The 23,036-nt window shown below is 61.8% G+C and carries 17 protein-coding genes; 2 read left to right on the forward strand and 15 right to left on the reverse strand.

Features of this window, described 5'->3' with window-relative positions; all coding sequences use genetic code 11:
- Positions 1-84 precede the first annotated feature (84 nt).
- Positions 85-504, reverse strand: a complete 420-nt coding sequence (locus GE107_RS12930; protein WP_219640394.1) for a DUF350 domain-containing protein — start codon at positions 502-504, stop codon at positions 85-87.
- Positions 505-516: 12 nt separating this feature from the next.
- Positions 517-2,883, reverse strand: a complete 2,367-nt coding sequence (locus GE107_RS12935) for an endonuclease MutS2 (protein WP_219640395.1) — start codon at positions 2,881-2,883, stop codon at positions 517-519.
- Positions 2,884-3,009: 126 nt separating this feature from the next.
- Between GE107_RS12935 and GE107_RS12940 the strand changes: the two genes are divergently transcribed.
- Complete coding sequence (locus tag GE107_RS12940) at positions 3,010-3,375, forward strand: phage holin family protein (protein ID WP_219640396.1); 366 nt, start codon at positions 3,010-3,012, stop codon at positions 3,373-3,375.
- A gap of 176 nt (positions 3,376-3,551) precedes the next feature.
- The gene (locus GE107_RS12945) at positions 3,552-3,926 is read left to right on the forward strand and encodes a cupredoxin domain-containing protein (protein ID WP_219640397.1); all 375 of its coding nucleotides are present in this window, start codon (positions 3,552-3,554) and stop codon (positions 3,924-3,926) included.
- 175 nt (positions 3,927-4,101) lie between these two features.
- Here GE107_RS12945 and GE107_RS12950 read toward each other — a convergent pair whose 3' ends face one another.
- The 13 genes from GE107_RS12950 to thiC all read right to left on the reverse strand — a co-directional run bounded on the left by GE107_RS12950 (position 4,102) and on the right by thiC (position 22,999).
- A complete protein-coding gene (locus tag GE107_RS12950) occupies positions 4,102-7,185 on the reverse strand; it encodes an efflux RND transporter permease subunit (protein ID WP_219640398.1) in 3,084 nt (1,027 codons plus the stop codon).
- Between the two features lie 69 nt (positions 7,186-7,254).
- Positions 7,255-8,628: a sensor histidine kinase gene (locus GE107_RS12955; protein WP_370636403.1), complete on the reverse strand. Its 1,374-nt coding sequence runs from the start codon at positions 8,626-8,628 to the stop codon at positions 7,255-7,257.
- Positions 8,621-9,301, reverse strand: coding sequence for a response regulator transcription factor (locus GE107_RS12960; protein WP_219640399.1), 681 nt, complete (start codon positions 9,299-9,301; stop codon positions 8,621-8,623). Before GE107_RS12960 ends, GE107_RS12955 begins: the two co-directional genes overlap by 8 nt.
- The gene (locus GE107_RS12965; RefSeq protein ID WP_219640400.1) at positions 9,298-9,507 is read right to left on the reverse strand and encodes a hypothetical protein; all 210 of its coding nucleotides are present in this window, start codon (positions 9,505-9,507) and stop codon (positions 9,298-9,300) included. The genes GE107_RS12960 and GE107_RS12965 overlap by 4 nt, the downstream gene beginning before the upstream one ends.
- A 925-nt stretch (positions 9,508-10,432) precedes the next feature.
- Entirely contained in the window at positions 10,433-12,124 is a 1,692-nt protein-coding gene (zapA, locus tag GE107_RS12970) for a cell division protein ZapA (protein ID WP_219640401.1), read from the reverse strand.
- Between the two features lie 196 nt (positions 12,125-12,320).
- On the reverse strand, positions 12,321-14,768 hold the full coding sequence (pheT, locus tag GE107_RS12975; protein WP_219640402.1) for a phenylalanine--tRNA ligase subunit beta: 2,448 nt from the start codon (positions 14,766-14,768) through the stop codon (positions 12,321-12,323).
- A 54-nt stretch (positions 14,769-14,822) separates the two neighbouring features.
- The gene (pheS, locus tag GE107_RS12980) at positions 14,823-15,857 is read right to left on the reverse strand and encodes a phenylalanine--tRNA ligase subunit alpha (protein WP_219640403.1); all 1,035 of its coding nucleotides are present in this window, start codon (positions 15,855-15,857) and stop codon (positions 14,823-14,825) included.
- Positions 15,858-16,260: 403 nt separating this feature from the next.
- Entirely contained in the window at positions 16,261-17,160 is a 900-nt protein-coding gene (gene thiD, locus GE107_RS12985) for a bifunctional hydroxymethylpyrimidine kinase/phosphomethylpyrimidine kinase (RefSeq protein WP_219640404.1), read from the reverse strand.
- Positions 17,157-18,299 (reverse strand): glycine oxidase ThiO, encoded by a 1,143-nt coding sequence (thiO, locus tag GE107_RS12990; protein WP_219640405.1) that lies wholly within the window; start codon positions 18,297-18,299, stop codon positions 17,157-17,159. Before thiO ends, thiD begins: the two co-directional genes overlap by 4 nt.
- The gene (locus GE107_RS12995) at positions 18,299-19,132 is read right to left on the reverse strand and encodes a thiazole synthase (RefSeq protein ID WP_219640406.1); all 834 of its coding nucleotides are present in this window, start codon (positions 19,130-19,132) and stop codon (positions 18,299-18,301) included. Before GE107_RS12995 ends, thiO begins: the two co-directional genes overlap by 1 nt.
- A 3-nt stretch (positions 19,133-19,135) precedes the next feature.
- The gene (gene thiE, locus GE107_RS13000) at positions 19,136-19,993 is read right to left on the reverse strand and encodes a thiamine phosphate synthase (RefSeq protein WP_219640590.1); all 858 of its coding nucleotides are present in this window, start codon (positions 19,991-19,993) and stop codon (positions 19,136-19,138) included.
- Complete coding sequence (locus GE107_RS26580; RefSeq protein WP_255570444.1) at positions 19,990-21,243, reverse strand: ThiF family adenylyltransferase; 1,254 nt, start codon at positions 21,241-21,243, stop codon at positions 19,990-19,992. Before GE107_RS26580 ends, thiE begins: the two co-directional genes overlap by 4 nt.
- Positions 21,236-22,999, reverse strand: a complete 1,764-nt coding sequence (thiC, locus tag GE107_RS13010) for a phosphomethylpyrimidine synthase ThiC (RefSeq protein ID WP_219640407.1) — start codon at positions 22,997-22,999, stop codon at positions 21,236-21,238. Before thiC ends, GE107_RS26580 begins: the two co-directional genes overlap by 8 nt.
- Positions 23,000-23,036 lie beyond the last annotated feature (37 nt).

Genomic DNA, 23,036 nt, shown 5'->3' on the forward strand with positions numbered 1-23,036 from the left:
AAATAAACGACGCCCAGGACAATGAAAACGAACGCCAAAGCGAATAACGTTCCCCACAAATATTTCATTCCGCAAATCCTCCGATTACGTCACCGCAGCGCCGATAATGTAAGAAAGCGAGACGGATATGATCATCGCCAGAAGGCCGACGGCCCGGTTGTCTTTCTCGATTTCCTCGTCGATCCGGATGACCGGCGTCAGGAATTCGAACAGAAAATAGGCGGCCAGCAGCAAAAGAAATCCGACTGCGGCCCACAGCATGCTCTCGTAGATCGAGTCGCCCCCTTCGATGGAGAAGCGGAAAATGTTGCAGATGCCGAAAATCTTGCCCCCCGTCGCCATCGCCGCCGCCACGTTCCCCTTGCGGATTTCCGCCCAGCCGTCATATTTGGTGACCCATTCGAAGCCGGACAGAAACACGATCAGCGCCAGAATGCCCACCGAAAATGAAGCGAGCACCGCCGCAAGCGGATATTGCATCAAAGAATCGATCACGCTCTGCATGGAGTCCCTCCGTCAGCGGAGTTCGGCAACCGTCACGCCCGCTCCGCCTTCTCCGTAGTTGCCAAGCCGGAAGCTTTTCACATGCTTGTGCCGGCGCAGGAAATCCTGCACGCCCGTCCGCAGCGCGCCCGTGCCTTTGCCGTGGATCAGATACACCTGCCCCAGGTTCGCCAGAAAGGCTTCGTCCAGAAAACGGTCCACCTCGAGGATCGCTTCATCGAGCGTCGCCCCCCGCAAATCCAGCTCGGTGCGAAGATTGTCGTCCCGCGTTCGCTTCACCGAAGCCCCGGCGGCCTGGACGGTCGCTTTGGCCGGCGCCTTCTTTCCGACGGGCTCCAGATCGGAGAGCGCCACCTTCATCTTCATGATGCCGAGCTGAACGACGGCTTCGCCGCTTCCGGTGAGCTCCGCGACATGGCCTTTCTGCCCGCCGAGGGAAAACACCTTCACTTCGTCCCCGGGTTCGATTTTCGGCGGTTTCGCGCCGGCCGAAGCCCGCGGTCTCGCCGCAGGGGCCGGCACGGCGTCCTCGAGGCGCCGTCTCGCTTCGATCAGCTTGTGCTCCTTGATCGAAGCGCCTTCTTCCAGGGCCACCCGCCTAAGTTCGGCGATGATTTCCTCGGCTTCCCGCTTCGCCTTGGCCACGGATTGCCGGGCTTCCTCTCTCGCCTCGTCAAGCAGCTTCACCTTCTGCTCCTGAAACCGGCGCCGTTCCTCTTCGATTTGCTGCCGCAGCTTCTCCACTTCGGCGCGAAGCCTCTCCGCGGCGGCGCGTTCCGACTCGGCCCTTCGGCGGTCCTGCTCGAGCGAGGCGATCATGGTATCCACCTTCAGCTCGTCTTCGCCGACCTCGCCGCGGGCATGCTCGATGATGCGCTTCGGCAGTCCGAGCCGGGCAGCGATCGCGAACGCGTTGCTTCGGCCGGGTACTCCGACGAGAAGCCGGTACGTCGGTTTCAGCGTCGCCGCGTCGAACTCCATGCTGGCGTTCATGATGCCTTCCCGATTGTACGCGTACGCCTTCAGCTCGCTGTAATGCGTCGTGGCGACGATCCGGCAGCCGATGCGATGCAGGTGCTCCAAGATCGCGATGGCAAGCGCCGACCCTTCCGCGGGGTCGGTCCCCGCCCCCAATTCGTCAAGCAAGACGAGACTGCGGGAGGTCACCTGGTTCAGCATGGAAATCAGGTTCGTCATATGGCTGGAAAATGTACTCAGGTTCTGCTCGATGCTCTGCTCGTCTCCGATGTCGGCATAGATGCTGTCGAACACGCACAGAGTGCTGCCCTCATCCGCCGTAATGAACAATCCGGACATCGCCATCAAGCTGAGCAGGCCGAGCGTTTTCAGGGACACGGTTTTACCGCCCGTATTCGGCCCCGTGACGATAATCGCCGAGTAGCTTCCGCCAAGCTCGACGTCGATCGGCACGACGTTCTTCGGATCGATGAGCGGATGCCGGGCCCTGCGCAGGTCGATGCGGCCTTCGTCATTCATGGACGGCAACGTCGCGAATTCCGATTGCGCGAGCGCCGCCTTGGCAAAAATAAAATCGAGCAAACCCAGCGTCTCGGTATCGCCGGTCAGCAGGTCCGCCTTCAAGCCGGTCTGTTCGCTGAGCCGCCGAAGGATGCGCTCGATCTCCTTCATCTCCCGGAGTTTGAGTTCCCGGAGTTTATTGTTCAGCTGCACGACCGCTTCAGGCTCGATGAACAGCGTCGCGCCGCTTCCGGACTGGTCATGGACGATGCCACCGAAATGCGCGCGGTATTCCTGTTTGACCGGAATGACGTAGCGGTCGCCGCGGATGGTGATGAGCGCTTCCTGCAGCATTTTCTGCACGGAGGACGACCGGATCATCGTTTCCAGCTTCTCGCGGGCACGGCCTTCCCCGACGCGGATCTCGCGCCGTACGGCGGCGAGCTCCGGACTCGCCGAATCCAGCACGTCCCCTTGCTCGTCGATGCACTTGCGGATCTCTTCCTCTAGCGGTTTGAAATCCGTCAGGGGCTCGCACATATCCTCCAAAAGGGGGATGTCCGCTTCTTCCGCCACGGAGCCGACATAGCGTTTGAGCTTGCGGATGCCGGCGATAAGCTGGGCGATATCCATCAGCTCGGAAGGCTGGAGCATGCCGCCCAGCTTCGCTCTCGTCAGGGACGGCCTCACGTCGGTGATGCCGCCGAACGGAGCGGAACCTTTGATGGCCGCCGCGCGCGAGGCTTCGTCCGTTTCCTGCAGCAGCCGCTTCGTTTCCCGCAAGTCCCGGGTCGGCCTGAGCCGCTCCGCCCTCTCTTTCCCGAGCGAGGTCGCGCACGACGCCGCGAGCCTGCGGATGATTTTGTCATATTCCAATGTATGGAGCGCCTTATCGTTCACGGCGGGATCGCCAACTCCTCTCGATCCTTATTATAGCCGAACCGTTCGCCGAAGCGAAACCTTCCGCTCATAGGGAACCGATCGAGGGATAAACTAAAGATATCCCGTTACAAGGAGGAAACTGACATGAATTTCATTGGTCATGTGGTACGGTTCATCGTTTCGGCGATCGTACTGATGGTCGTAGGGTGGCTCGTCCCGAATTTCACCGTGGGCGGATTTTGGAGCGCGCTGCTCCTGGCCCTGGTCATCGCGCTCTTCGGGTGGATCCTCGAAGGGATATTCGGGAAAAAAATCACCCCGTTCGGACGGGGCATCGTCGGCTTTCTGGCCAGCGCGCTCGTCATCTGGCTCGCCCAGTTCGTGGTCGGCGGCGTCCGCGCGACGATCATCGGGGCCATTTTGGCGGCGCTGGTCATCGGAATCGTCGACCTGTTCATCCCGGTCGCGAATCCGTTCCGCGCGGGCAAAGAAAACCACGCGCGGAGCTGACCCCTGCGAACGAAATCTCCCGCGCCCACCCCGGCCGCCCGCCGGGGTGTTTTGCGTTGTCATGCGGCAATCCGGCGGATGTTCACGAACCCGTCATGAATAAGACATGGAGGAGAGCGATGCTTGTGATAAAATGAATACGGTTATTTTCTATTTTTTGGAGGGGGAACCGCATCATGCGCCAAAAACTCGCATTCTTGCTTGTCCTCGGAGCCCTTGCTTTCGGACTGGCCGCCTGCGGCGGCAAAAACGACGCCGGCTCTTCGGCAAGCCCGGAACAATCGCAAACCGCCTCGCAAGAGGTCGTCATCAAGGCTTCGAACTGGGAATTCGATAAGCCGGAATACGTCGTTCCGAAGGACACGCCCGTCAAAATCACGCTGGAGCTCGAAGGCGGCCACGGAATCAAGGTCGACGGGACCGACATCAACCTCGGGCCGGGCAACGAATCCACCGTCGTCACGCTGAAAGCCGGCACTTATGAATTCAAATGCAGCATCATGTGCGGACGGGGCCATAAGGACATGGTTTCGAAGCTCGTCGTGCAATAACCACAGAAGGAATCGAAAAATGGCTGGTTGTCGATGATCAGCCGTTCGACGTCATCCTCGGCATCATCAGCGGCTTCGGAGGAACGGACGCGTACTTCAGTATTCACGGATTCCGGTGAAGAAAAAAACCAAGAAGACCGCGATCGGGATCTTCTTGGTTCCCCTGTTCCCCTCTTTATGCCGCCAATTCGAACGATGGATCGGCCGCTTTGCGTTTTCTCCACGCCAGTTCGTAGATGACCGGAACCACGATCAACGTCAGCAGCGTCGAGCTGAACAGTCCGCCGATCACCGTAATGGCCAGACCGCCGGAAATCAAGCTTGTCGAAGAGCCGGACAACGCCAGCGGAAGAAGTGCCAGCATCGTGGCGCACGCGGTCATCAGAATCGGCCGCAGACGCGTCTTCGACGCTTCCACGATCGCTTCGGTAACCTGCATGCCGGATCTGCGGTTCTTCTCGACGCGGTCCAGCAGAACGACCGCGTTCGTGACGACGATTCCGACGAGCATCAGCATTCCGATCATCGCGCTCATCGACAACGCTTGACCCGTAATCAGCAAGGCGCCAAGCGACCCTACCGGGATAAACACCAGGGAGGACAGGATGATCAGAGGGGTGAGCAAGCCCCCGAACGTCATGCTCATCACCAGGAATACAAGGCCTACGGCCACGACCATCGCGATCCCCAAGCTGGAGAAGCCTTCCGTGATCATCTCGAGCCCGCCGCCGTAGCTCACTTCCACTCCGCTCGGCAGGGACAAGCTTGCGATGTCTTCTTTGACCTTATTCGTAACGGCCGCCGTATCGTCGGCATTTTTAACCGTTCCGCTGATTTTGGCGTACGTTTTCCCATCGTCGTGGTTGACCGTGATCAAGGCGCTCTCCGTCTTGACGTCGGCGATATCCCCGAGCTTCATCGTCCCTGCGGCCGTCGGAATCATGATGTTTTCCAGCTCGTCTCGGGACGTGATTTGCTGCCGGTAAGACAACGTAATATCCCGTTCCTGACCGTTCAACGTATAGGTGCCCGCATCCACCGGCTTCAACTGCTCGCCCACCGCCTGCATGACGGCGAAGGCATTCACGTTCGCGTCGATTCCCTTCTGATTCAGCGAGAGCACCCATTTCGGAGCGACGTCGTTCATATTGTTGGCGACGTCCTTCAGGTCCGCGTTCTGCTTCATCAGATCTTCGACTTGCTTGGCGGCTTTCGACAAGTTCTCGACATTGTCCGAATACAGGCTCACCTCGATATTGTCGCCGGTCGGCAATCCCTGCTGCTGACCTTCCTTGACGGTTACCGCCGTTTCGGGAACCGCCGCCGTTACGATCGCGGGAAGCTCCGCGTTCGCTTGGTCGACGATGCGATCCATATCCGTTCCATCGGCGAATTGCGCCGTGACCGTCGCTTTGTTCTTGCCGGACGGCTGGAACGGATTGTCGGCTCCGCCGATGGCAACCTGATAGTTCCGGACGCCCTCCAACTTTTTCACGTAGTTTTCCACCTGTTCGCTGACCGCGCTCGTCTGTTCCATGCCGCTCTTGGCAGGCAGCGTTACGTTGATGGTAGCGGTAGGAACGGAATCCGCGGGGAGAAAGGCGACCCCGAGCAGCGGAATCGTGCTTAGGGAACCGACGAGCAGCAGCACAGCCAAGCCCAGAACGGTTTTTTTGCGTTTCAGCGCGCCCCGAATCCATTTCTCGAAGCCGTTCGCGAGCTTGCCCCCGCCTTCTTGATGCGGTTTGACGCGTTTGAAGAACTTCGCTCCCAAGACCGGAATCAGCATGACGGCGACGAGAAGCGACGTCAGGATCGAAATGACGACCGCGATCGAGAATGGACGGAAAAACTCCCCGATAATGCCGCTGACGAAGGCAAGCGGAGCGAATACGACGACCGTGGCGACGGTCGAGGATGCGACCGCTCCGATCACCTCTTTGGTCGCCCGGTAGGCGAGCTCCTTGCCCTTCAGCTCGCTGCCCTTCTCCTGCCGCCATCTGTAGATGTTCTCGATGACGACGATGCTGTCGTCCACGATGCGGCCGATCGAGACGGCGATCCCGCCCAGCGTCATGATATTTAGCGTGTATCCCATTTGGTTCATCAAGGCGATGGTCGCGAAAATGGAAATGGGCAACGATAAGATGGAAATGACGGTCGCCCGTACGTTACGCAAGAACAGGAAGATAATGATGACGCAGAACAAAGCGCCGAACAAGCCTTCCCGGACAAGCGACGACACGGATTCTTCGATTTCCGCGCCTTGGTCCATGATAACATGGACATCCAGCTCGTTCCGATCCTGATAGGTGCCGAGCAGATCCTTGATTTCGTTTGCGACATCCGCCGTGTTCGCTTCTTGGCTTTTGACGACTTCCAAGACGTAGCTCGGTTCCCCGTTATACCGGGTAATCTCGTTCTGCGACGAAACCGTCGCGATTTCGGCGATATCCGAAAGCTTCGTTGTGGCGGCCGCCGCCTGCGAATTCGGAGCTCCCGCGCCTTGCGGCTGAGCGGCGGCAGCATTCAGCTGCAAATTCTCGAGCCGCTCGAGCGAACGGACGCCGCCGGTAAGACGGATCGGAATCGTTGTCTCGTCCTGGGTCAAGCTGCCGAGCGGAAGCGCGTACTCCAGCGATTGAATGGCGGTCTTGATCGAGCTTAACGATATCCCGAGACGACCCGCCTTTTCTTTATCCACGACGATGTTCAACCGATCGGACGACGTTCCTTTCAGCGTTACGGAACTGACGCCGTCGAGCCTTTTCAATTTCGGGACGATTTCGGTTTCCAGCTTGTTCTCCAATGCTTGCGAATTGCCGTTATCGGCGAACACGGCCGCTTGGTAGATCGGCGCCGCTCCCACGGACAGACGCTGGACGGTGACGTCCGCCTTGTCCGGAAGATCGAGCTTGTCGATCGCGCTCCCGATGTCGCCGACCAGCTTCTCCATATCGGATCCGAACGGAAATTGGATCGAGATGCTGGCTGCATTCTCCATCGAGGTACTCGTCAAGGAATCGTAATTTTTGAAGCCCTTCAAGCTATCCTCGATGGGCTTCGTGATTTCGGTTTCGATCTCCTCGGTCGACGCGCCCGGATTCACCGCTTGGATGAACACGGCCGGAAAATCCACGTCGGGGAACGTTTGCTGCTTGATTCGGGTCGCCGAGTATAATCCGTAACCGAATACGAGAATACACAGAATAACGACGGCAACGCCGTTCTTCAAACTTATTTTGCTCAGACTGTTCACATGGAACTCTCCTCTCCTATGTCTGAGCGTAGTTTATAACCCTTATTTGTCCTCTCTGTGAATTCGAGATTACAAATTCGGACCTTGGAGGTTGGCGGGAAGCGTCACCGTGAACGTCGTTCCTTCCCCCAGACGGCTCGACACCCGGATCTCGCCGTGGTGAAGGTCGACGATCCGTTTCACGATCGAAAGACCGAGACCGCTGCCTCCGACCTTACGTTCCCTGGACTTGTCCACTTTGTAAAAAGGTTCGAAAATTCGGTTCCGTTCGTCTTCGGGAATACCTTGGCCGCTGTCCGCGACCGCCACCTCGACACGGTCGCCCCGATCGATCGCGCCGATCCGGATCGAACCGCCCCGGTCCGTGAATTTAATGGCGTTGCTGAGCAAATTGTTCCATAGCTGCATAAGCCGATCTTCGTCGGCGGTGATGAAGATAGCCGTCATGTCCAGATCGACGTGCAGATGTTTGGCCGCCCATTGCGGCTCGTAGGCGATGACGACCTTCCTAAGCTGCTCGTCCAATCGATAACGGCGGGGATGAAGCTCAAGGTGCGCGTATTCGAGCGAAGATAATTGAAGAAGGTCTTCGCTGAGTCGCGACAATCGGTCGCTTTCCTCTTCGATAATCGTGAGCAGATGCATCCGGCTTTCCTCGTCCATTTTTTTGTGCTTGAGCGCCTGCGTGAAGCCCTTAATGGACGTCAAGGGGGACTGAATCTCATGGGACACGTCGGACACGAACCGCTGCCTGATCTGTTCCAGCATGCCCAGCTCCTTGGCCATTTCATTGAAGCTGGCGGTTAATTGTCCGATCTCGTCCTTTCGTTTGGTCTTCAAATCGATCCTGAAGTTGCCTTTGGCCATTCGTCGGGCCGCGCGGGTCAGCAGCTGAAGCGGTCTCACGATATATCTCGCCGCGAGCAAGATCAGCAAGCTGCCGAAGAGAAGGACAATCAGCAATTGGGTTCGAATGGCAGTTGCGAATACTTCCAATATTTCTCCTAATGAAGGCGCGATAAATAAGGCATATGGACGACCGTTCACCTCAAAAGGAAGTCCCACCACGATGTTGGCCCCATGGCTGGAACCGCGGCGGTACACTCCCCCTTGTAAAACATGCCGAATTTGGTCTTCGTTTAATTGGATTCGCAGGTGCCCGGATTGCTCGCTTTCATGAAGCGGCTTTCCTTCTCCGTTGTAGATTTGGATCGTATACAGGGAGAGGACTTTCATCCCCCGCACCAGCGCATCGAGATTGCCGGGATCCGATTGCTCATAGGATTGAATGATCGCTTTGCCGCTCGAGATCATGTTATCTTGGACAAGCGTATCGAGCTGATCTTGGTAAAGCCGGCCGGACACGAAGAAGGCCAGAATCAAGCTGCCCATGACGGCTCCCAGAAAAGTAAGGACGACGCGTACGTACAGCGACTTAATCACGGGGCACCTCGAGACGGTAGCCGAGACCGCGGAGAGTGACGATCCTGAAGTCCGCGTAGCCGGCGAACCGTTCCCTCAGCTTTTTGATATGGGTATCGACCGTCCGTTCGTCTCCGTCGTACTCGTAGCCCCAGATTTGCTGGATGAGCATATCCCGGGTGAACAGCTGGCCCGGATTACTGGCCAACGTGTAGATAAGCTCGAACTCCTTCAGAGGGATGGTCGCCGACTGTCCGACATCTTCGAAATGGACTTGGTAGCTGTTCTTATCCAAAACGACGCGGCCGAGCCTGATGATCTGCGATGTGAAGATTCGGTACCGTTTCAGCAGAGCCTTGACCCTCATCACCATCTCCATCGGCTCGAACGGCTTGACCAGGTAATCGTCGGTTCCGATTTGGAAGCCTTTGATCCGCTCCGCAGGTTCGCCCTTGGCGGTGATCATCAGCATCGGCGTGTCGCCGGAATTCCGGATGTTGCGGCCTAATTCCCATCCGTCCATTTCCGGCATCATGACGTCCAGGACGACCAAATCGACGGGATGATCGGCCATGTAATGCCAAGCTTCCCTCCCGTTCGTTTTCTCGATGACCGTCATCCCTTCGTCTTCCAAGTACAGCCGGATCAATTGACGGATATGCGTCTCATCGTCCACGACCAATACGGTAGTCATTGGCTTCTCTCCCAAACCCGGAAATCAAGTGCGAGCGAACCGCGCAAGCAGGCGTTGTTGCCGAGGCCCCAAGGATCATCGACAACCCGCCCGAGCCTCCGCTCCGGTTGCTCCGTCGGAAGCCTGAATCTACCCGCGAAGATCCCTTCCTCGTACCCGATTCCACAGACGATTTCCGATCCTCCCGCTTCGACGGCTCCGATCATCCCTTGTTACCCCCTGTTTGCATGTAATCTTCCATTACATTATAGTCGTTCCCGCAACCAAGGCCATAACGTATCATCCCTGTCCGGGAAGATGCCGTCCTTCGGCCTCTCCGGAATGAGAAAAACCGCTTTGAAGTCGTTGCACGTACACAAGAAAAAGCCTGACGGCGTCCTGACCGATATCCGTGTAAAGGGTACCGGCATACGTTCCGCCAAGCAACGAAATCCTAGAAAGGCCTTTGCGATAGCATACCTTGGTTGGGATACCGTCCGGATATGGCCGTTTCTCGAAACCGTATGCCGGATTCGCCCCGCCGCTCAACTTTAGAGGGAAAACCTCCCAATAATTCCTTTGATTTTGCTAATTTGGGATGTTTTGTGGGAAAACCTCCCGCTAATATCGGTGAAAAACTTCAATTTTGGGTATAAAGCCGGAATTAGATGGAGGTTTTCCTTCTAATCACGCGCTAGTGGCCAATACGCAAAAATAGAGGGAAGTTTTCCCTTTCATCGCCTTGACTGCACGGCACCCGCCCCATCTGAGGCACCACGATCGGAGACCTGCCGACATCAGATTCACGTATGACGCTCATGCGTGCGACTTAACCTGTAAGTCATAAAGCCCGCTTTGCAAGATAAACAGAGCATCGACGGGGAGCGCAAGTCCCATAAACGCCCCCTCTCGCTTCCCCAAAACCGCTCTCTGGAAACTTATACTTTCTATATTGTCAAGTAAAAACGACTTCGTCGTCCTCAAGGGACAGAGATGTCGTTTTTTATCGAAGATCATTCAGAAATGAAAAGACGTGAAACTTATAAATTCTGAATGATTAAAGCAAAGCCGTACCCGGAGATCGGAGTGCGGCTTCTTCGCGCGTTTGTCAGCACTGCAGAGCAGAGGGCAAACACCGGCTTCGAGTCGATCTTACTGCTGTTCGAGAAGATCGATCCATTCGTTGTACTCGTTCTGCAGCTTCACGTACTCCCGCTGCAGCTCCTCATGCTCCCGGCGGAGCGTCCCGAGCTCCGCCTCCAGGCGGTCGGCGCGTTCGGCGAGCTCCCGCGCCACCCGCTCGTGCTCCGCTTGCGAGGCGGCCAGCTCCGCCTCGCGCGCGTCGAGGGCGGCGGCCTGCGCGCGCGCCGCCTCCAGCTCGCGCTCCGCCAGTTCCTTGGCGGCGCCCATGCGCTCTTCCGCCTCCGCCACCTCGGCGAGGCGCGCTTCCAGAGCGGCGGCCAGCTCCGCTGCCTCGCGCCCTTCCCGCTGCGCGGCAGCCAGCTGCTCCTGCAGCCGCGAAGTGCCCGCGCGCGCCGCCTCCAGCTCGCTCTCCGCCAGTTCCTTGGCGGCGCCGATGCGCTCTTCCGCCTCCGCCGCCTCGGCGAGGCGCGCTTCCAGCGCGGCGGCCCGCTCCGCTGCCTCGCGCCCTTCCCGCTGCGCGGCGGCCAGCTGCTCCTGCAGCCGCGCAGCTGCCGTGCGTGCCGCCTGCTCCCGCTCGCCCGCCTCGCGCAGCTGGCGGTTCGCGTCGCCCAGCTCCCGCTCCGCGCGCTCCCGCGCGGCCGTCTGCGACCGCAGCCGCTCCGCCGCCTGGGCGTCGGCCGCTTGCCGCTTGCGCTGATCCTCCGCCGCCGCGCGCCGGAGCTCTTCCGCTTCGCGGCCGGACCGCTGGACGTCCCCTTCCAGCTTGGCGCGCTCCTTCAGCCAATCGACCTCTCGGGCCAGCCATTCCGCTTTCTCGCCCGCCCAAGCGGAGCGCTCCGCTTCCAAAGCGGCACGTTCCTCCGCACAAGACGCGCGCTCGGTCAGCCATGCCTCGCGTTCGGCGGCAAAACCCGCGTCTCGTTCCTCCAGCTGCTTCTCCGCTTCGCGGCGGGTTTCCTCCAGTATGCGGGCATGGCGGGCTTCCAGCTCTTCCGCCTGCTCCCGGAGCTCTTCCCGGTGACGCAGGCGCTCTTCTTCCCGTTCGTTCCAGGCCCGTGCCGCCTCGGCCGCTTGCTCCGCCCGGATTTCCTCCATCCGCTCGGCTGCTTTCGCGCGTTCCGCCTCCGCCGCTACCCGCAGGGCAGCCGTCTCTTCCGCGTGCTCCGAGCGCATTTCCTCCATCCGCTCGGCTGCCTTCGCGCGTTCCGCCTCCGCCGCTACCCGCAGGGCAGCCGTCTCTTCCGCGTGCTCCGAGCGCATTTCCTCCATCCGCTCGGCTGCCTTCGCGCGTTCCGCCTCCATCGCTTCCCGCAGGGCAACCGTCTCCTCCGCGTGCTCCGAGCGCATTTCCTCCATCCGCTCGGCTGCCTTCGCGCGTTCCGCCTCCGCCGCTTCCCGCAGGGCAACCGTCTCCGCGGCGCTCCGTTCCAGCTCTGCGGCCAAACTGTCGCGTTCCGCCTGCACCGTCAGCAGCCTCTCATAGTCGGATCGCAACCGCATCAGCTCGTCGGCCATGTTAATCGCAGCCAGAACAGCCAGCCGGGGCAGGTCCAGCCTCGGATCGCTGACCGAGATCCGGTTGATCTGGTCGTTGACGAAGGCCGCCACTTTCCTCATGTAGTCAGGATTGGAACGACCTTTGAGCGAATATTGCGTACCGTATATGTCAACCGACACACGCGTCAGATTGTCCTCGTTCATGGCGTGTTCCTCCTATAATAGGGAGTTTGACGAAGTCAAACTCTCACTGCTATTAGGGAGTTTGACGAAGTCAAACTCCCTCTGCTTGCCTGTCATCGTTCACAACGAATCCCCGATTATCGAAAAAGCGCAGCGGCATCTTCGGCCGCCTCTCGGCGTCCTGAAGTATTTCGCTGCGCCCTATCCCGTTTCCTGCCTATTTGCGAAGTTCCGCACCGAAAGAATGTTCCAATTCCGCCAGTACCCGGGCATGGGCTTCCGACACTTCTTCATCCGTCAGCGTGCGGTCCCCGTGCCTGTAGACCATCGCTACGGCCACGCTCTTCTTGTCCGGGCCAAGCCGTTCCCCCGTATACACGTCGAAAATCGAGACCGACTCCAGGAGCTCCCCGGCGGCTTTCCGGATCGCTTCCGTGAGGGAAGCGCCTCGGGCGTCCCGATCCACCACGACCGCCAGGTCCCGCTCCACGGAAGGATAACGCGGCAGCGTCCGGTATTCGATGCGCGGGTCGGCCTTACCGTAAACGGCTTCCAGCTCGATTTCCGCAACAAAGGCGTCCGGCAGGTCGAAGCTCCGCTGCAAATCCGGATGGAGCTGTCCGACGTATCCGATCGTGATCGGCCCTCTCTCGGTCTGGAGCAAAACCGCCGCCGTACGGCCGGGATGGAACCCTTCCGGACGTGCCGGCTCGTAGGTCACGGCATCCGCCAGTCCGAGACGGAGGAAAACCGCCTCGAGCAGTCCTTTCGCGTCGTAGAAGTCGGCCGGCTCGGCCTTGCGGTTCCAGCCGGCAGGCGTCAGGCTGCCCGTCAGCAGCAAGGCCAGTCTCGGCTTCTCGCGGGGAAGGCGGGTGAGCGTTGCCTCATCCGTATGGTAGACGCTGCCGATTTCGAACAGCGCCACGTCGTTGTTTTTGCGGGTCAGATTATACGCCGCCGCGTCCAGCAGGCTGGGGAGCAGAACGGTGCGCAGCACGCTTCGCTCCTCGCTCATCGGCATGGCCAGCGCGATCGGTTTCGCTTCCTGCGACAGCTCCGCGAACAACCCCGCCCGTTCGGGAGACGTGACCGAATAGGAGATCGCCTCGTGCAGGCCGGCATGGGTCATCACGCTCCGAAGCTCCCGGCGGATGGCCTGCTCCCGGGTCAGGGCGCCCGTCGTCGTCGGCCCTTCGATCGGCGTCGTCGGGATATCGTCGTAGCCGTACAGGCGGGCCACTTCTTCCACCAGATCGACACTGCGCGTAATGTCCCCGCGTCGGGTCGGCACCGTCACGCGCCATTTGCCGTCTTCCGGCGATTCCGCGCCGAACTCCAGGCGGGCGAACAGCGTTTGCACTTCCAGCGCCGAAAGCGAAGTGCCCAGCATGCCGTTGATGCGACCCAGCGTAATTTCGATCACGGCCGGCTCCGGCTTGCGGGCGAGCGCTTCCGCCACCCCCTCGGCGACATGGCCGCCGGCCAGGCTCGCCATGAGCGCCGCCGCCCGATCCAGCGCCGGCACGACGCGGCCGGGATCGACCTCCTTCTCGAACCGCGCGGATGCTTCCGACCGAAGGCCGAGCAGGCGCGAGGTCTTGCGTACGGAGCTCCCGGAGAATTTGGCCGACTCCAGGATGATATCGGTCGTGGCCGCCGACACCTCGGAATTGGCTCCGCCCATAACGCCGGCGAGCGCGATCGCCTTGTCGGCATCCGCGATGACCAGCATGTCGGGGGCCAGCTTGCGGACTTGTCCGTCCAGCGTCTCCAGCGTTTCGCCTTCACGGGCGAGCCTGACTTCGATCCGGCCCCCGGCCACCTTGGCCGCGTCGAACGCATGCAGGGGCTGGCCGTATTCCAGCATCACGTAGTTCGTAACGTCGACGATATTGCTGATCGGCCGGATGCCCGCGGCGATCAGCCGGTTCTGCATCCAGAGCGGCGACGGTCCGATCTTCACGCCTTTGATGTAACGGGCGGAATAGTGGGAGCACAGTTCGGGGGCGTGTACCGCCACCGAGACGTGATCCGACGTTTTGTCCGCGGACTTGAACAGCTCCCGTTCCGGGTCCGGCAGCTTGACCGGACGGCCGGTCAAGGCCGACGTCTCGTAAGCAACGCCGAGCATGCTCAGGCAATCCGAACGGTTCGGCGTCAAATCGAGCTCCAGGACCGCGTCGTCGAGCGTCAGCACGTCGAGGATTTCCGCACCGACCTGCGTATCTTCGGGCAGCACGAGGATCCCTTCTTGCTGCTCCTTCGGCAGCAGCTTCTCGTTAATCCCGAGCTCTCTCGCGGAACAGATCATGCCCTGGGATTCGACGCCCCTCAGCTTCGCCCTCTTGATATCGAGACCGCTGGGAAGCTTGGCTCCGACGAGCGCGACCGGCACCTTCTGGCCCGCCGCCACGTTCGGCGCTCCGCAGACGATCTGCAGCTCCTCCGCTTGGCCGGCATCCACCGTGCATACGCTCAGCTTGTCGGCATCCGGGTGTTTTTCGCGCGTCTTCACATAGCCGACGACCACCTTGCTCACGCCTTGGTTCCGGGACGGCACGTTGTCGATTTCGATGCCCCCGCGGGTCAGCATCTCGGCCAACTCTTGCGGCGCGATGCCGCTCAAATCGATATATTCGGATAACCACCGGTAAGAAACGTTCATGGGATACTCCCCTCTTTATATGCGATATGCGAAATGAAGTCTGGCGCGCCGTCGTCACATTTTGGCGAATTGGCTGAGGAACCTCAGGTCGTTCGCGTAAAAATGGCGGATGTCGTCGATTTCGTATTTGAGCAGCGCGATCCGTTCGATGCCCATCCCGAACGCGAAGCCGGTTACTTCCGACGGGTCGTAGCCGCCGTGCTCGAGCACCGCGGGATGGATCATGCCGCAGCCGAGAATTTCGATCCAGCCGGTATGCTTGCACATCCTGCAGCCGCGGCCCCCGCATTTCACGCAGGTCACGTCGACTTCGGCGCTCGGTTCCGTAAACGGGAAAAAGCTCGGGCGCAGCCGGATTTGCATTTGGGAACCGTACATCTCGCGCACGAACTGCAGCAGCGTCCCCTTCAGGTCGCTCATCCGGATATTCGGACCGACAACCAGCCCCTCGACCTGATGGAACATGAACGAATGGGTCGCGTCGTCGTCGTCCCGCCGGTACACCTTGCCCGGGCAAATGACCTTCACCGGCGTCTGGCCTTTCATGGCCTGCATCGTGCGGATCTGGACCGGAGACGTGTGCGTGCGGAGCAGAATGTCGTCCGTGATGTAGAACGAATCCTGCATGTCGCGCGCCGGATGGTTTTTGGGCAGGTTCAGCGCCTCGAAGTTGAAATAGTCCGTTTCGACTTCAGGCCCCTCCGCGATCGTGTACCCCATGCCGAGGAAAATGTCTTCGATCTCCTGCGCCACCTTGGTGAGCGGGTGCAGGCTGCCGACCGCGGGCGCTTTGCCCGGCAAAGTGACGTCGAGGGTTTCCGCCTGCAAGCGGCGGGCCGTCTCGGCCCGGTCAAACGCTTCCTGTTTCCGCGCGAGCACTTCTTCGATCGCCGCCCGCACGTCGTTGGCGACTTGGCCGATGATCGGACGCTCCTCCGCGGACAATGCGCCCATGCCCCGCAGAATCTCCGTCAGCTGGCCTTTCTTGCCGAGGTAATGCACCCTCAGGTCGTTCAGCGAAGCCGCGTCCTCCACGGTCTGCAGCCGGTCCAGCGCTTCCGCGCGAAGCGCCTCCAATCGGTCTTTCATTGTTTTTCTCTCCTTTGAATAAACTTCAATGCCAGTTGTTCGGGGCCCCCGCTCGTTTTTCCCCAAAAAGCGAAGAAATTCTCTGTTGCGGATGGGGTGAGCCCCCGTTATCCATTCAAAACAAAAAAGATCCTTTCTCCCATAAGGGACGAAAGGACCGTGGTACCACCCTTGTTGGAACGCTTCGGCTTATCCGGCCGTCCGGCGCCGACAACGATTCGGCTCGGTCACAGCATTCCCGCTTGACGCGGCGTAACGGGCCGCTGCCGGTTCCCTCTACTTGCTTGCCGAACGCTAGACGCGTCCGCCGTTTCAAGGGACTGCTCCGGAGTGAATTTGGGCAGCCTGGATTCCTAGGAACGCTCGCAGTCTCCGGCGTTCCCTCCCTGCAGGAAGGCGCTGCTTACTTGTCTCCATCGATGCATTTGCTCGATTTACAGCCATTATAGGCGAAGTCGGCGGCGGAGGCAAGCGGACCCTCGCCCTGTTCCCGCCAAGCGGAGTGCCGGAGCGAGCCGATGCCTCCGCCAAGCGGCAGGGCGGAGCCGATCGCCGCGGTGACGAAGGCTTTCGCCAGGCGGCATGCCTCCGGAGCCGCCAGTCCTCGCGCCAGTCCCGCGGCGACGCTTGACGCGGTCGTGCAGCCGGTACCGTGCGTATGCGGAGTCGGAATCCGCGGCGCGCGGAACCAGCGCGGTTCGTCTTCCCTGCCGACCAAGACGTCCGCCGATTCGCTTCCCGGCCGGTGTCCCCCTTTGAGCAGCACGAACCGGGAGCCGAATCGGAGAAGCTCGCGGGCAAGCGTCTCCATCTCCTGTTCGGTACGCACCTCTGACTCCGGGACGCGATTGCCCAGCATGGCGCAAGCCTCCGGAATGTTCGGCGTCACGACTTCCGCGAGCGGGAGCAGCAGCCGGATCATGGCTTCCCACGCGTCCCCTCCGGTTAACGCCGATCCGCCTTTCGCACGCTTTACCGGATCGACCACGAGCCGCTCGACCCCGTAACGGCGGCATATCCCAGCCACCCGTTCGACGATCTCCGCAGTCGGGAGCATGCCGGTTTTGACGGCGTCCGCGCCGATATCCGACAGCACACTTTCCATTTGCGCTTCGACCATGTCGGGCGACGCCGGCTCGATCCGCTGCACGCCCAAGCTGTTCTGCGCGGTCAAAGCCGTGATCGCGCTCATGCCGAAAACGCCGAGCTCCTGAAACGTCTTGAGATCCGCCTGCACGCCGGCTCCCCCGCCGGAATCCGAGCCCGCGACGGTGAGCGCGAGCGGCGCCGCCCCGCCCCTCATCCCGCGGCTCCCTTCCTGCGGGTAAAGCGGTCCGGGGCGAAGGCGTTCCCGTAAGCGGCGCCGGCGCCTTTTCCATCCAACATATCCCCCACCAGCGCCGCGGTGGCCGGACTCAGCAGGATGCCGTTCCGGTAATGTCCGGCCGCTACGATCACTTCGGGAACTTCCGGAACCGGGCCGATCAGGGGCCAGCCGTCCCGGGTGGCGGGCCGGAGTCCCGCCCAGCTCCGAAGCGGGCCGACTCCCGCCAAGAACGGAAACATCCTTCCGGACCATCGCGTCAGCCTTCCGATCCCTTGCGCCGTCACCGACCGCTCGAATCCGGCCACGTCCTCCGACGCCCCGCATACGAGGCTTCCGTCGTTTTTGCCGACCCAATACGCCTGGCTGGAAAACACCATGTGACGAACCTCGGACGCGGCTCCTTCGTAGGCGCAGATTTGTCCCCGCACCGGATGAACCGGGATGGATAGCGGCAGCCAGCGCGCCCAGGAAGCGCTCCAAGCTCCCGTGCAGAGCACGGCGCGGCCGGCCGACAGCTTGCCCAGCCGTTCCGTCGCGAGGGATACGCCCGCTTCCCGGACGATTTCGAAATCGGTCACGTCCCCCGCGTTCCCGAGCAGCGCGACGCCGGACCGGCGGCAGGCTTCCTCGAGCGCCCGCACGAGCTTCGGCGCCTGCACGTGGCTTTCAGCCGGGCACCAGAGGCCGCCGGCCGCACCGGCCGCAAGCCGCGGCTCCAGACGCCGCAGCGCGTCCGCATCCACCAGCTCGCACGACGCTCCATACGCGAGCTGCCATGCCGAGCGGCTCAGAAGCGGAAGCAAGTCCGCCTCGTGCAGCGCCACCCCCAAGCTTCCCGTACGGCGCAATTCGGCGTCCATGCCGGACGTCTCCTCGATTTCCCGTACGAATTCGGGGTACATCGACAGGCTGTCCAGGCATAACCGGAAAAACGGATCCGGACCTTCCGGATTTTCCGAGTACGGGGCGAGCATGCCGGCGGCCGCTCCCGAAGCCTGGCCGCCGAAGCCTTCCTTCTCCACCACCGTGACGCGGAAGCCCCGTTTCGCCGCCTCCCATGCGGCAGCCAGCCCGATGATGCCGCCGCCGACGACGAGAACGTCCGAACCGGCCATTAGGCACCGGCCCTTTCCGCTTCGGCCGGCACGGCGCCGAAGCCGTGCGGGATGCCTTCCGCGGGGCTGCTGGCCGAAGCGTATTTTTTCTTCGGAATCCGGCCGGCCAGCCATGACAGCCTTCCCGCTTCGACCGCCAGCTTCATCGCCCGCGCCATCGAGACGGGATCCCGGGCTTTGGCGACCGGCGTATTGACGAGGACGGCGGCAGCCCCCAGCTCCATCGCTTGGGCCGCGTCGGCGGCCGACCCGATTCCGGCGTCGACGATGACGGGAACGCCGGCTTGCTCCGCGATCAAGCCGATCGCGTACGGGTTGAGGATGCCGAGCCCCGTCCCGATCGGCGCCCCCCCGGGCATGACCGCCGCGGCTCCCGCTTCCTCCAGCCTGCGGCATGCCACCGGGTCGTCGGACGTATAAGGGAGCACCACGAATCCTTCTTTGACGAGCCTTTCCGTCGCCCGCAGCGTTTCCATCGCGTCCGGGAGCAGCGTCCGAGGATCCGCGGCGATCTCGACCTTGATCCAATGGCCAAGGCCCGCCTCCCTGGCCAGCCGGGCGATCCGCACCGCCTCGTCCGCGTTGCCCGCCCCCGAAGTGTTGGGCAGATAGACGTATCCGCCGTCTTCCACGTGCTGCAGCATGGAGTCGTCCTCCACCGCGTCCAGATTGACCCGCCGGACCGCGAACGTGATCACTTCCGCGCCCGAAACGTCCAGCGCTTCCCGCAGCACGGCGGGACTCGGGAACCTGCCCGTTCCCAGGAACAGCCTGGACGAAAGCGCTCGGCCTCCAATCACCAAAGGATCCCCGTTTTCAATGACCTGCGGCATCCTTCATCCTCCTCCCACGAAATGGACGAACTCGACGGTCGCCCCGGCCGGCAGCGCCGTCGTCCGCCATTCCGCTTTCGGCACGATCGCGCCGTTCATTTCGGCCACCACCCGTTTCTCCGCCAGTCCGAGCTGTGCCGCCAATTCCCACAGGCTTCCGGCAGAAGTGGGTTTCGCCTGGCCGTTGACGGTAACCGTCCTCAGCGCATCCGGTCCGGCGCCGGCCGCCTTCGCTTCGGAGCATTCTTCGATCCTCGCCAGAAGCCGCCTGCAAACCGCCTCGGGATCGGGACTTCCGACGACGGCGGACACGGCGCACAGCCGGGTCGCACCCGCCGCGAGCACCTCCCCCGCGTTGTCCGGCGTAATCCCCCCGATCGCCACGAAAGGAATGCTCCGGATTTCGGCGGCCGCCTGCGCCACGTAAGCGGTCGTTACCGCCGCGCGGCCCGGCTTCGTCCCCGTCGGAAAAACGGGACCGACGCCGATATAGTCCGCTCCCTGCCTCTGCGCTTCCCGCGCTTGCTCGATCGAATGGGTGGAAATCCCGATGATCCGATCCGGGCCGAGCAAGCTTCTGGCTGCCGCGAGGGGCAGGTCGTCCTGACCGAGATGGACGCCGTCGGCGTCCACGGCCAGCGCTACGTCGGGATGGTCGTTCACCACGAACGGAACCCCGTAAGACCGGGTCAGCTCCCGGAGCATTTTCGCCTTCTCGAGCAGCTCCCGCTTGGACGCGTTCTTATCCCGCAGCTGCAGGAAATCGGCGCCTCCCCTCAGGGCGGCTTCCATCACCTCGCGAAGCGTCCGCCCCGGATGATAATTTTCGCCCGTGATGACGTACAGCCTGAAGTCCTTCATTCTGCCCACGCCGGTTCCCTCCTCTCTTGCAAGTATTCCTGGCATAGACGGATCGCCCGTTCTTCGTCCGCCGTCCCTTGGACCAGCGCCCGTCCGTCACTGAAGAGAACGATGCGTTCGCCTCCGGGCACGGACCATTTCAGCAAATAGGCATTGTCGGCGAGCAACTCGCCGTCCGATCCCGCCAGCCGAGACCGGGCTTCAGCCAGCGGCACGGGTACGGCGAGCGTCACCTGCACGGTATCCCTTCCGCACAGGAGCACGGCGGACGCTCCCGCTTCCCGTTCCATGCCGTGCTTCGTTTCCCCTGCATCCATTCCCGCGCCGCTTCGCTCGCCATCTCCCGGGCCGCTTTCCATGCCCATCCTCAGGCTCCCGTCCGCGACTGCACGCCATCCCGCACCTTCGCCCGCACTCGCGCCCGCTCCGACTATCGCGGCCGAACCGGGCTGTTTTCCCGCCGGGGATCCGCGTTCCGCAGCTGCCCCGGCCGCGCCGCAGACCGGACAGCCTGCCCGAGGCTCGGGCAGCCGGGACTCCCGGACGGAGAAGCTCCAAACGTCCATGCCGATCCAGCTTCGGCGCATGAGGCTGCGTCTGCCCGACAGCCATTTGAGGGCTTCGGCGGCTTGAAGCGCCGCGATCATTTCCACCGCGGGCGAAATAACGCCGACTGCGTCGCAGGTCCGGTCGCCGTCCGTTTCGGCGTTATCCCCGCCAATCAGGCAGCGAAGGCAGGCCGTCGCCCCCGGAACAAGCGCCGCGGTCATCCCTTCGGAGCCCGCCACGCCGCCGTAGACAAGCGGAATGCCGCGGTCATAACACGCGTCGCTGAGCGTCAGCCGCGTCTCTGCGTTGTCGGTGCCGTCGAGGACGAGATCGATCCCCTCAAGCAATCCATCCACGTTGTGGATTCCGATGTCCGCCACATGAGCTTCGATCCGGATCCCGCCGTTGATTCGCGTCAGCTTGCCGGCGGCCGCAACCGCCTTGGGCAAGGCGGCTCGCGCGTCCTCCTCGTCGAACAGCGCCTGCCGCTGCAGGTTGCTCGGCTCCACGTAATCGCGGTCGACGAGCCGGACGGTGCCGACTCCGGCCCGGACCATGTGCTGGGCGAGCGACGCCCCGAGGGCGCCAGTGCCCGCGATCAGCACGGCGCCAACCCCCAGACGACGCTGCCCTTCCGCGCCGATGGGCGCGAATCGGATTTGCCGGGAGTAGCGTTCCTCCCGGGACACGTCGTCAAGCATAGATCCGGCCCCCGGATTGTTTGAACGACTCGGCCTTCTCCTTCATGCCGGCTTCGATCGCTTCCTCATTCTCCAGCCCGTGCTCCGCCGCATAATCGCGGATATCCTGGGTGATCCGCATGCTGCAGAATTTCGGCCCGCACATCGAGCAGAAATGCGCCGTCTTGGCCGCCTCGGCGGGCAGCGTTTCATCGTGGTAAGACATCGCCCGCTCGGGATCGAGGGACAGATGGAACTGGTCTCTCCAGCGGAACTCGAACCGCGCCTTCGACAAGGCATCGTCGCGGGTGCGGGCGCGCGGATGCCCTTTGGCGAGATCCGCGGCATGGGCCGCGATTTTGTAAGCGATGACGCCGTCCTTGACGTCTTCCTTGTTCGGAAGCCCCAAATGCTCCTTCGGCGTCACGTAGCACAGCATCGAAGTGCCGAACCAGCCGATCATCGCCGCCCCGATCGCGGAAGTGATATGGTCGTAGCCGGGCGCGATGTCCGTCGTCAGCGGCCCGAGCGTGTAGAACGGCGCCTCCTGGCAGATTTCCATCTGGAGGTCGACGTTTTCCTTGATCAGGTGCATCGGCACGTGGCCCGGTCCTTCGATCATCACCTGCACGTCATGCTTCCAGGCGATTTGCGTCAGCTCCCCGAGCGTGCGGAGCTCGGCGAATTGCGCTTCGTCGTTGGCGTCCGCGATCGAGCCCGGCCGAAGGCCGTCCCCGAGGGAGAAGGCGACGTCGTAAGCTTTCATGATTTCGCAGATCTCTTCGAAATGCTCGTAGAGGAAATTTTCCCGGTGATGCGCGAGACACCAGGCCGCCATGATGGAGCCTCCGCGCGACACGATGCCGGTGACCCGCTTGGCCGTCAGCGGGATATACCGCAGCAGAACGCCCGCGTGGATGGTGAAATAGTCCACGCCCTGCTCGGCCTGCTCGATGAGCGTATCGCGGAACACCTCCCAGGTAAGGTCCTCCGCTTTCCCGTCCACTTTTTCGAGCGCCTGGTAAATGGGAACGGTGCCGACGGGCACGGGGGAGTTGCGGATGATCCATTCGCGGGTGGTATGGATGTTTTTGCCCGTGGACAAGTCCATGATCGTATCCGCGCCCCAGCGGGTCGCCCACGTCATTTTCTCGACTTCCTCCTCGATGGACGAAGCCACGGCGGAGTTGCCGATGTTCGCGTTGATTTTCACGTGGAAACGGCTGCCGATGATCATCGGCTCGCTCTCCGGATGGTTGATATTCGCCGGGATGATGGCTCTCCCCCGCGCGACTTCGGAGCGAATGAACTCCGGATCCATGCCTTCGCGGATCGCGATGAACTCCATCTCGGGCGTGATGATGCCTCTGCGCGCGTAGTGCAGCTGGGTGACGTTCCGGCCCGGTTTCGCGCGGAGCGGACGGCGCGTGAGGCCCGGAAAACGCTCCGCGCCCTTCTCCTTCGCCCGCTCCTCCGTGGCGAACCCATTGTCCTCCGGCTTGATCCCGCGCCCGTCATAGGCTTCGGTATCGCCGCGCTCGGCGATCCATGCGCTCCGCAAGGCAGCCAGCCCTTGGCGGACGTCTGCCCGGTACCCCTCCTCGGTGTAAGGCCCGCTGGTATCGTAAACCCGAACCGGCTCGTTGGGCTGCGGTGTCCCGTCCCTTCCCCGGCTGTCGGCCAGCGCGATTTCCCGCATCGGAACGCGGATGTCTTCCCTGGATCCTTGCACGTACGTTTTGCGGCTTCCCGGCAGCGGCTCGGTCAAGATGGACATAAAAAAACCTCCCGTGACATTCGAATTTTCGGAATGT

This window comes from Cohnella sp. CFH 77786, from assembly GCF_019400745.1.
Lineage (GTDB): Bacteria > Bacillota > Bacilli > Paenibacillales > Paenibacillaceae > Cohnella.

Bases quoted from the DNA above. Each gene is read 5' to 3' on its own strand.
- GE107_RS12940 (WP_219640396.1), top strand. From the start codon at position 3,010: ATGAATTTCATTGGTCATGTGGTACGGTTCATCGTTTCGGCGATCGTA.
- GE107_RS26580 (WP_255570444.1), bottom strand. From the start codon at position 21,243: ATGCTTGACGACGTGTCCCGGGAGGAACGCTACTCCCGGCAAATCCGA.
- thiC (WP_219640407.1), bottom strand. From the start codon at position 22,999: ATGTCCATCTTGACCGAGCCGCTGCCGGGAAGCCGCAAAACGTACGTG.
- GE107_RS12945 (WP_219640397.1), top strand. From the start codon at position 3,552: ATGCGCCAAAAACTCGCATTCTTGCTTGTCCTCGGAGCCCTTGCTTTC.
- thiD (WP_219640404.1), bottom strand. From the start codon at position 17,160: ATGAGGGGCGGGGCGGCGCCGCTCGCGCTCACCGTCGCGGGCTCGGAT.
- GE107_RS12960 (WP_219640399.1), bottom strand. From the start codon at position 9,301: ATGACTACCGTATTGGTCGTGGACGATGAGACGCATATCCGTCAATTG.
- GE107_RS12930 (WP_219640394.1), bottom strand. From the start codon at position 504: ATGCAGAGCGTGATCGATTCTTTGATGCAATATCCGCTTGCGGCGGTG.
- GE107_RS12995 (WP_219640406.1), bottom strand. From the start codon at position 19,132: ATGCCGCAGGTCATTGAAAACGGGGATCCTTTGGTGATTGGAGGCCGA.
- pheS (WP_219640403.1), bottom strand. From the start codon at position 15,857: ATGAAAGACCGATTGGAGGCGCTTCGCGCGGAAGCGCTGGACCGGCTG.
- zapA (WP_219640401.1), bottom strand. From the start codon at position 12,124: ATGAACGAGGACAATCTGACGCGTGTGTCGGTTGACATATACGGTACG.
- GE107_RS12965 (WP_219640400.1), bottom strand. From the start codon at position 9,507: ATGATCGGAGCCGTCGAAGCGGGAGGATCGGAAATCGTCTGTGGAATC.
- pheT (WP_219640402.1), bottom strand. From the start codon at position 14,768: ATGAACGTTTCTTACCGGTGGTTATCCGAATATATCGATTTGAGCGGC.
- thiO (WP_219640405.1), bottom strand. From the start codon at position 18,299: ATGGCCGGTTCGGACGTTCTCGTCGTCGGCGGCGGCATCATCGGGCTG.
- thiE (WP_219640590.1), bottom strand. From the start codon at position 19,993: ATGAAGGACTTCAGGCTGTACGTCATCACGGGCGAAAATTATCATCCG.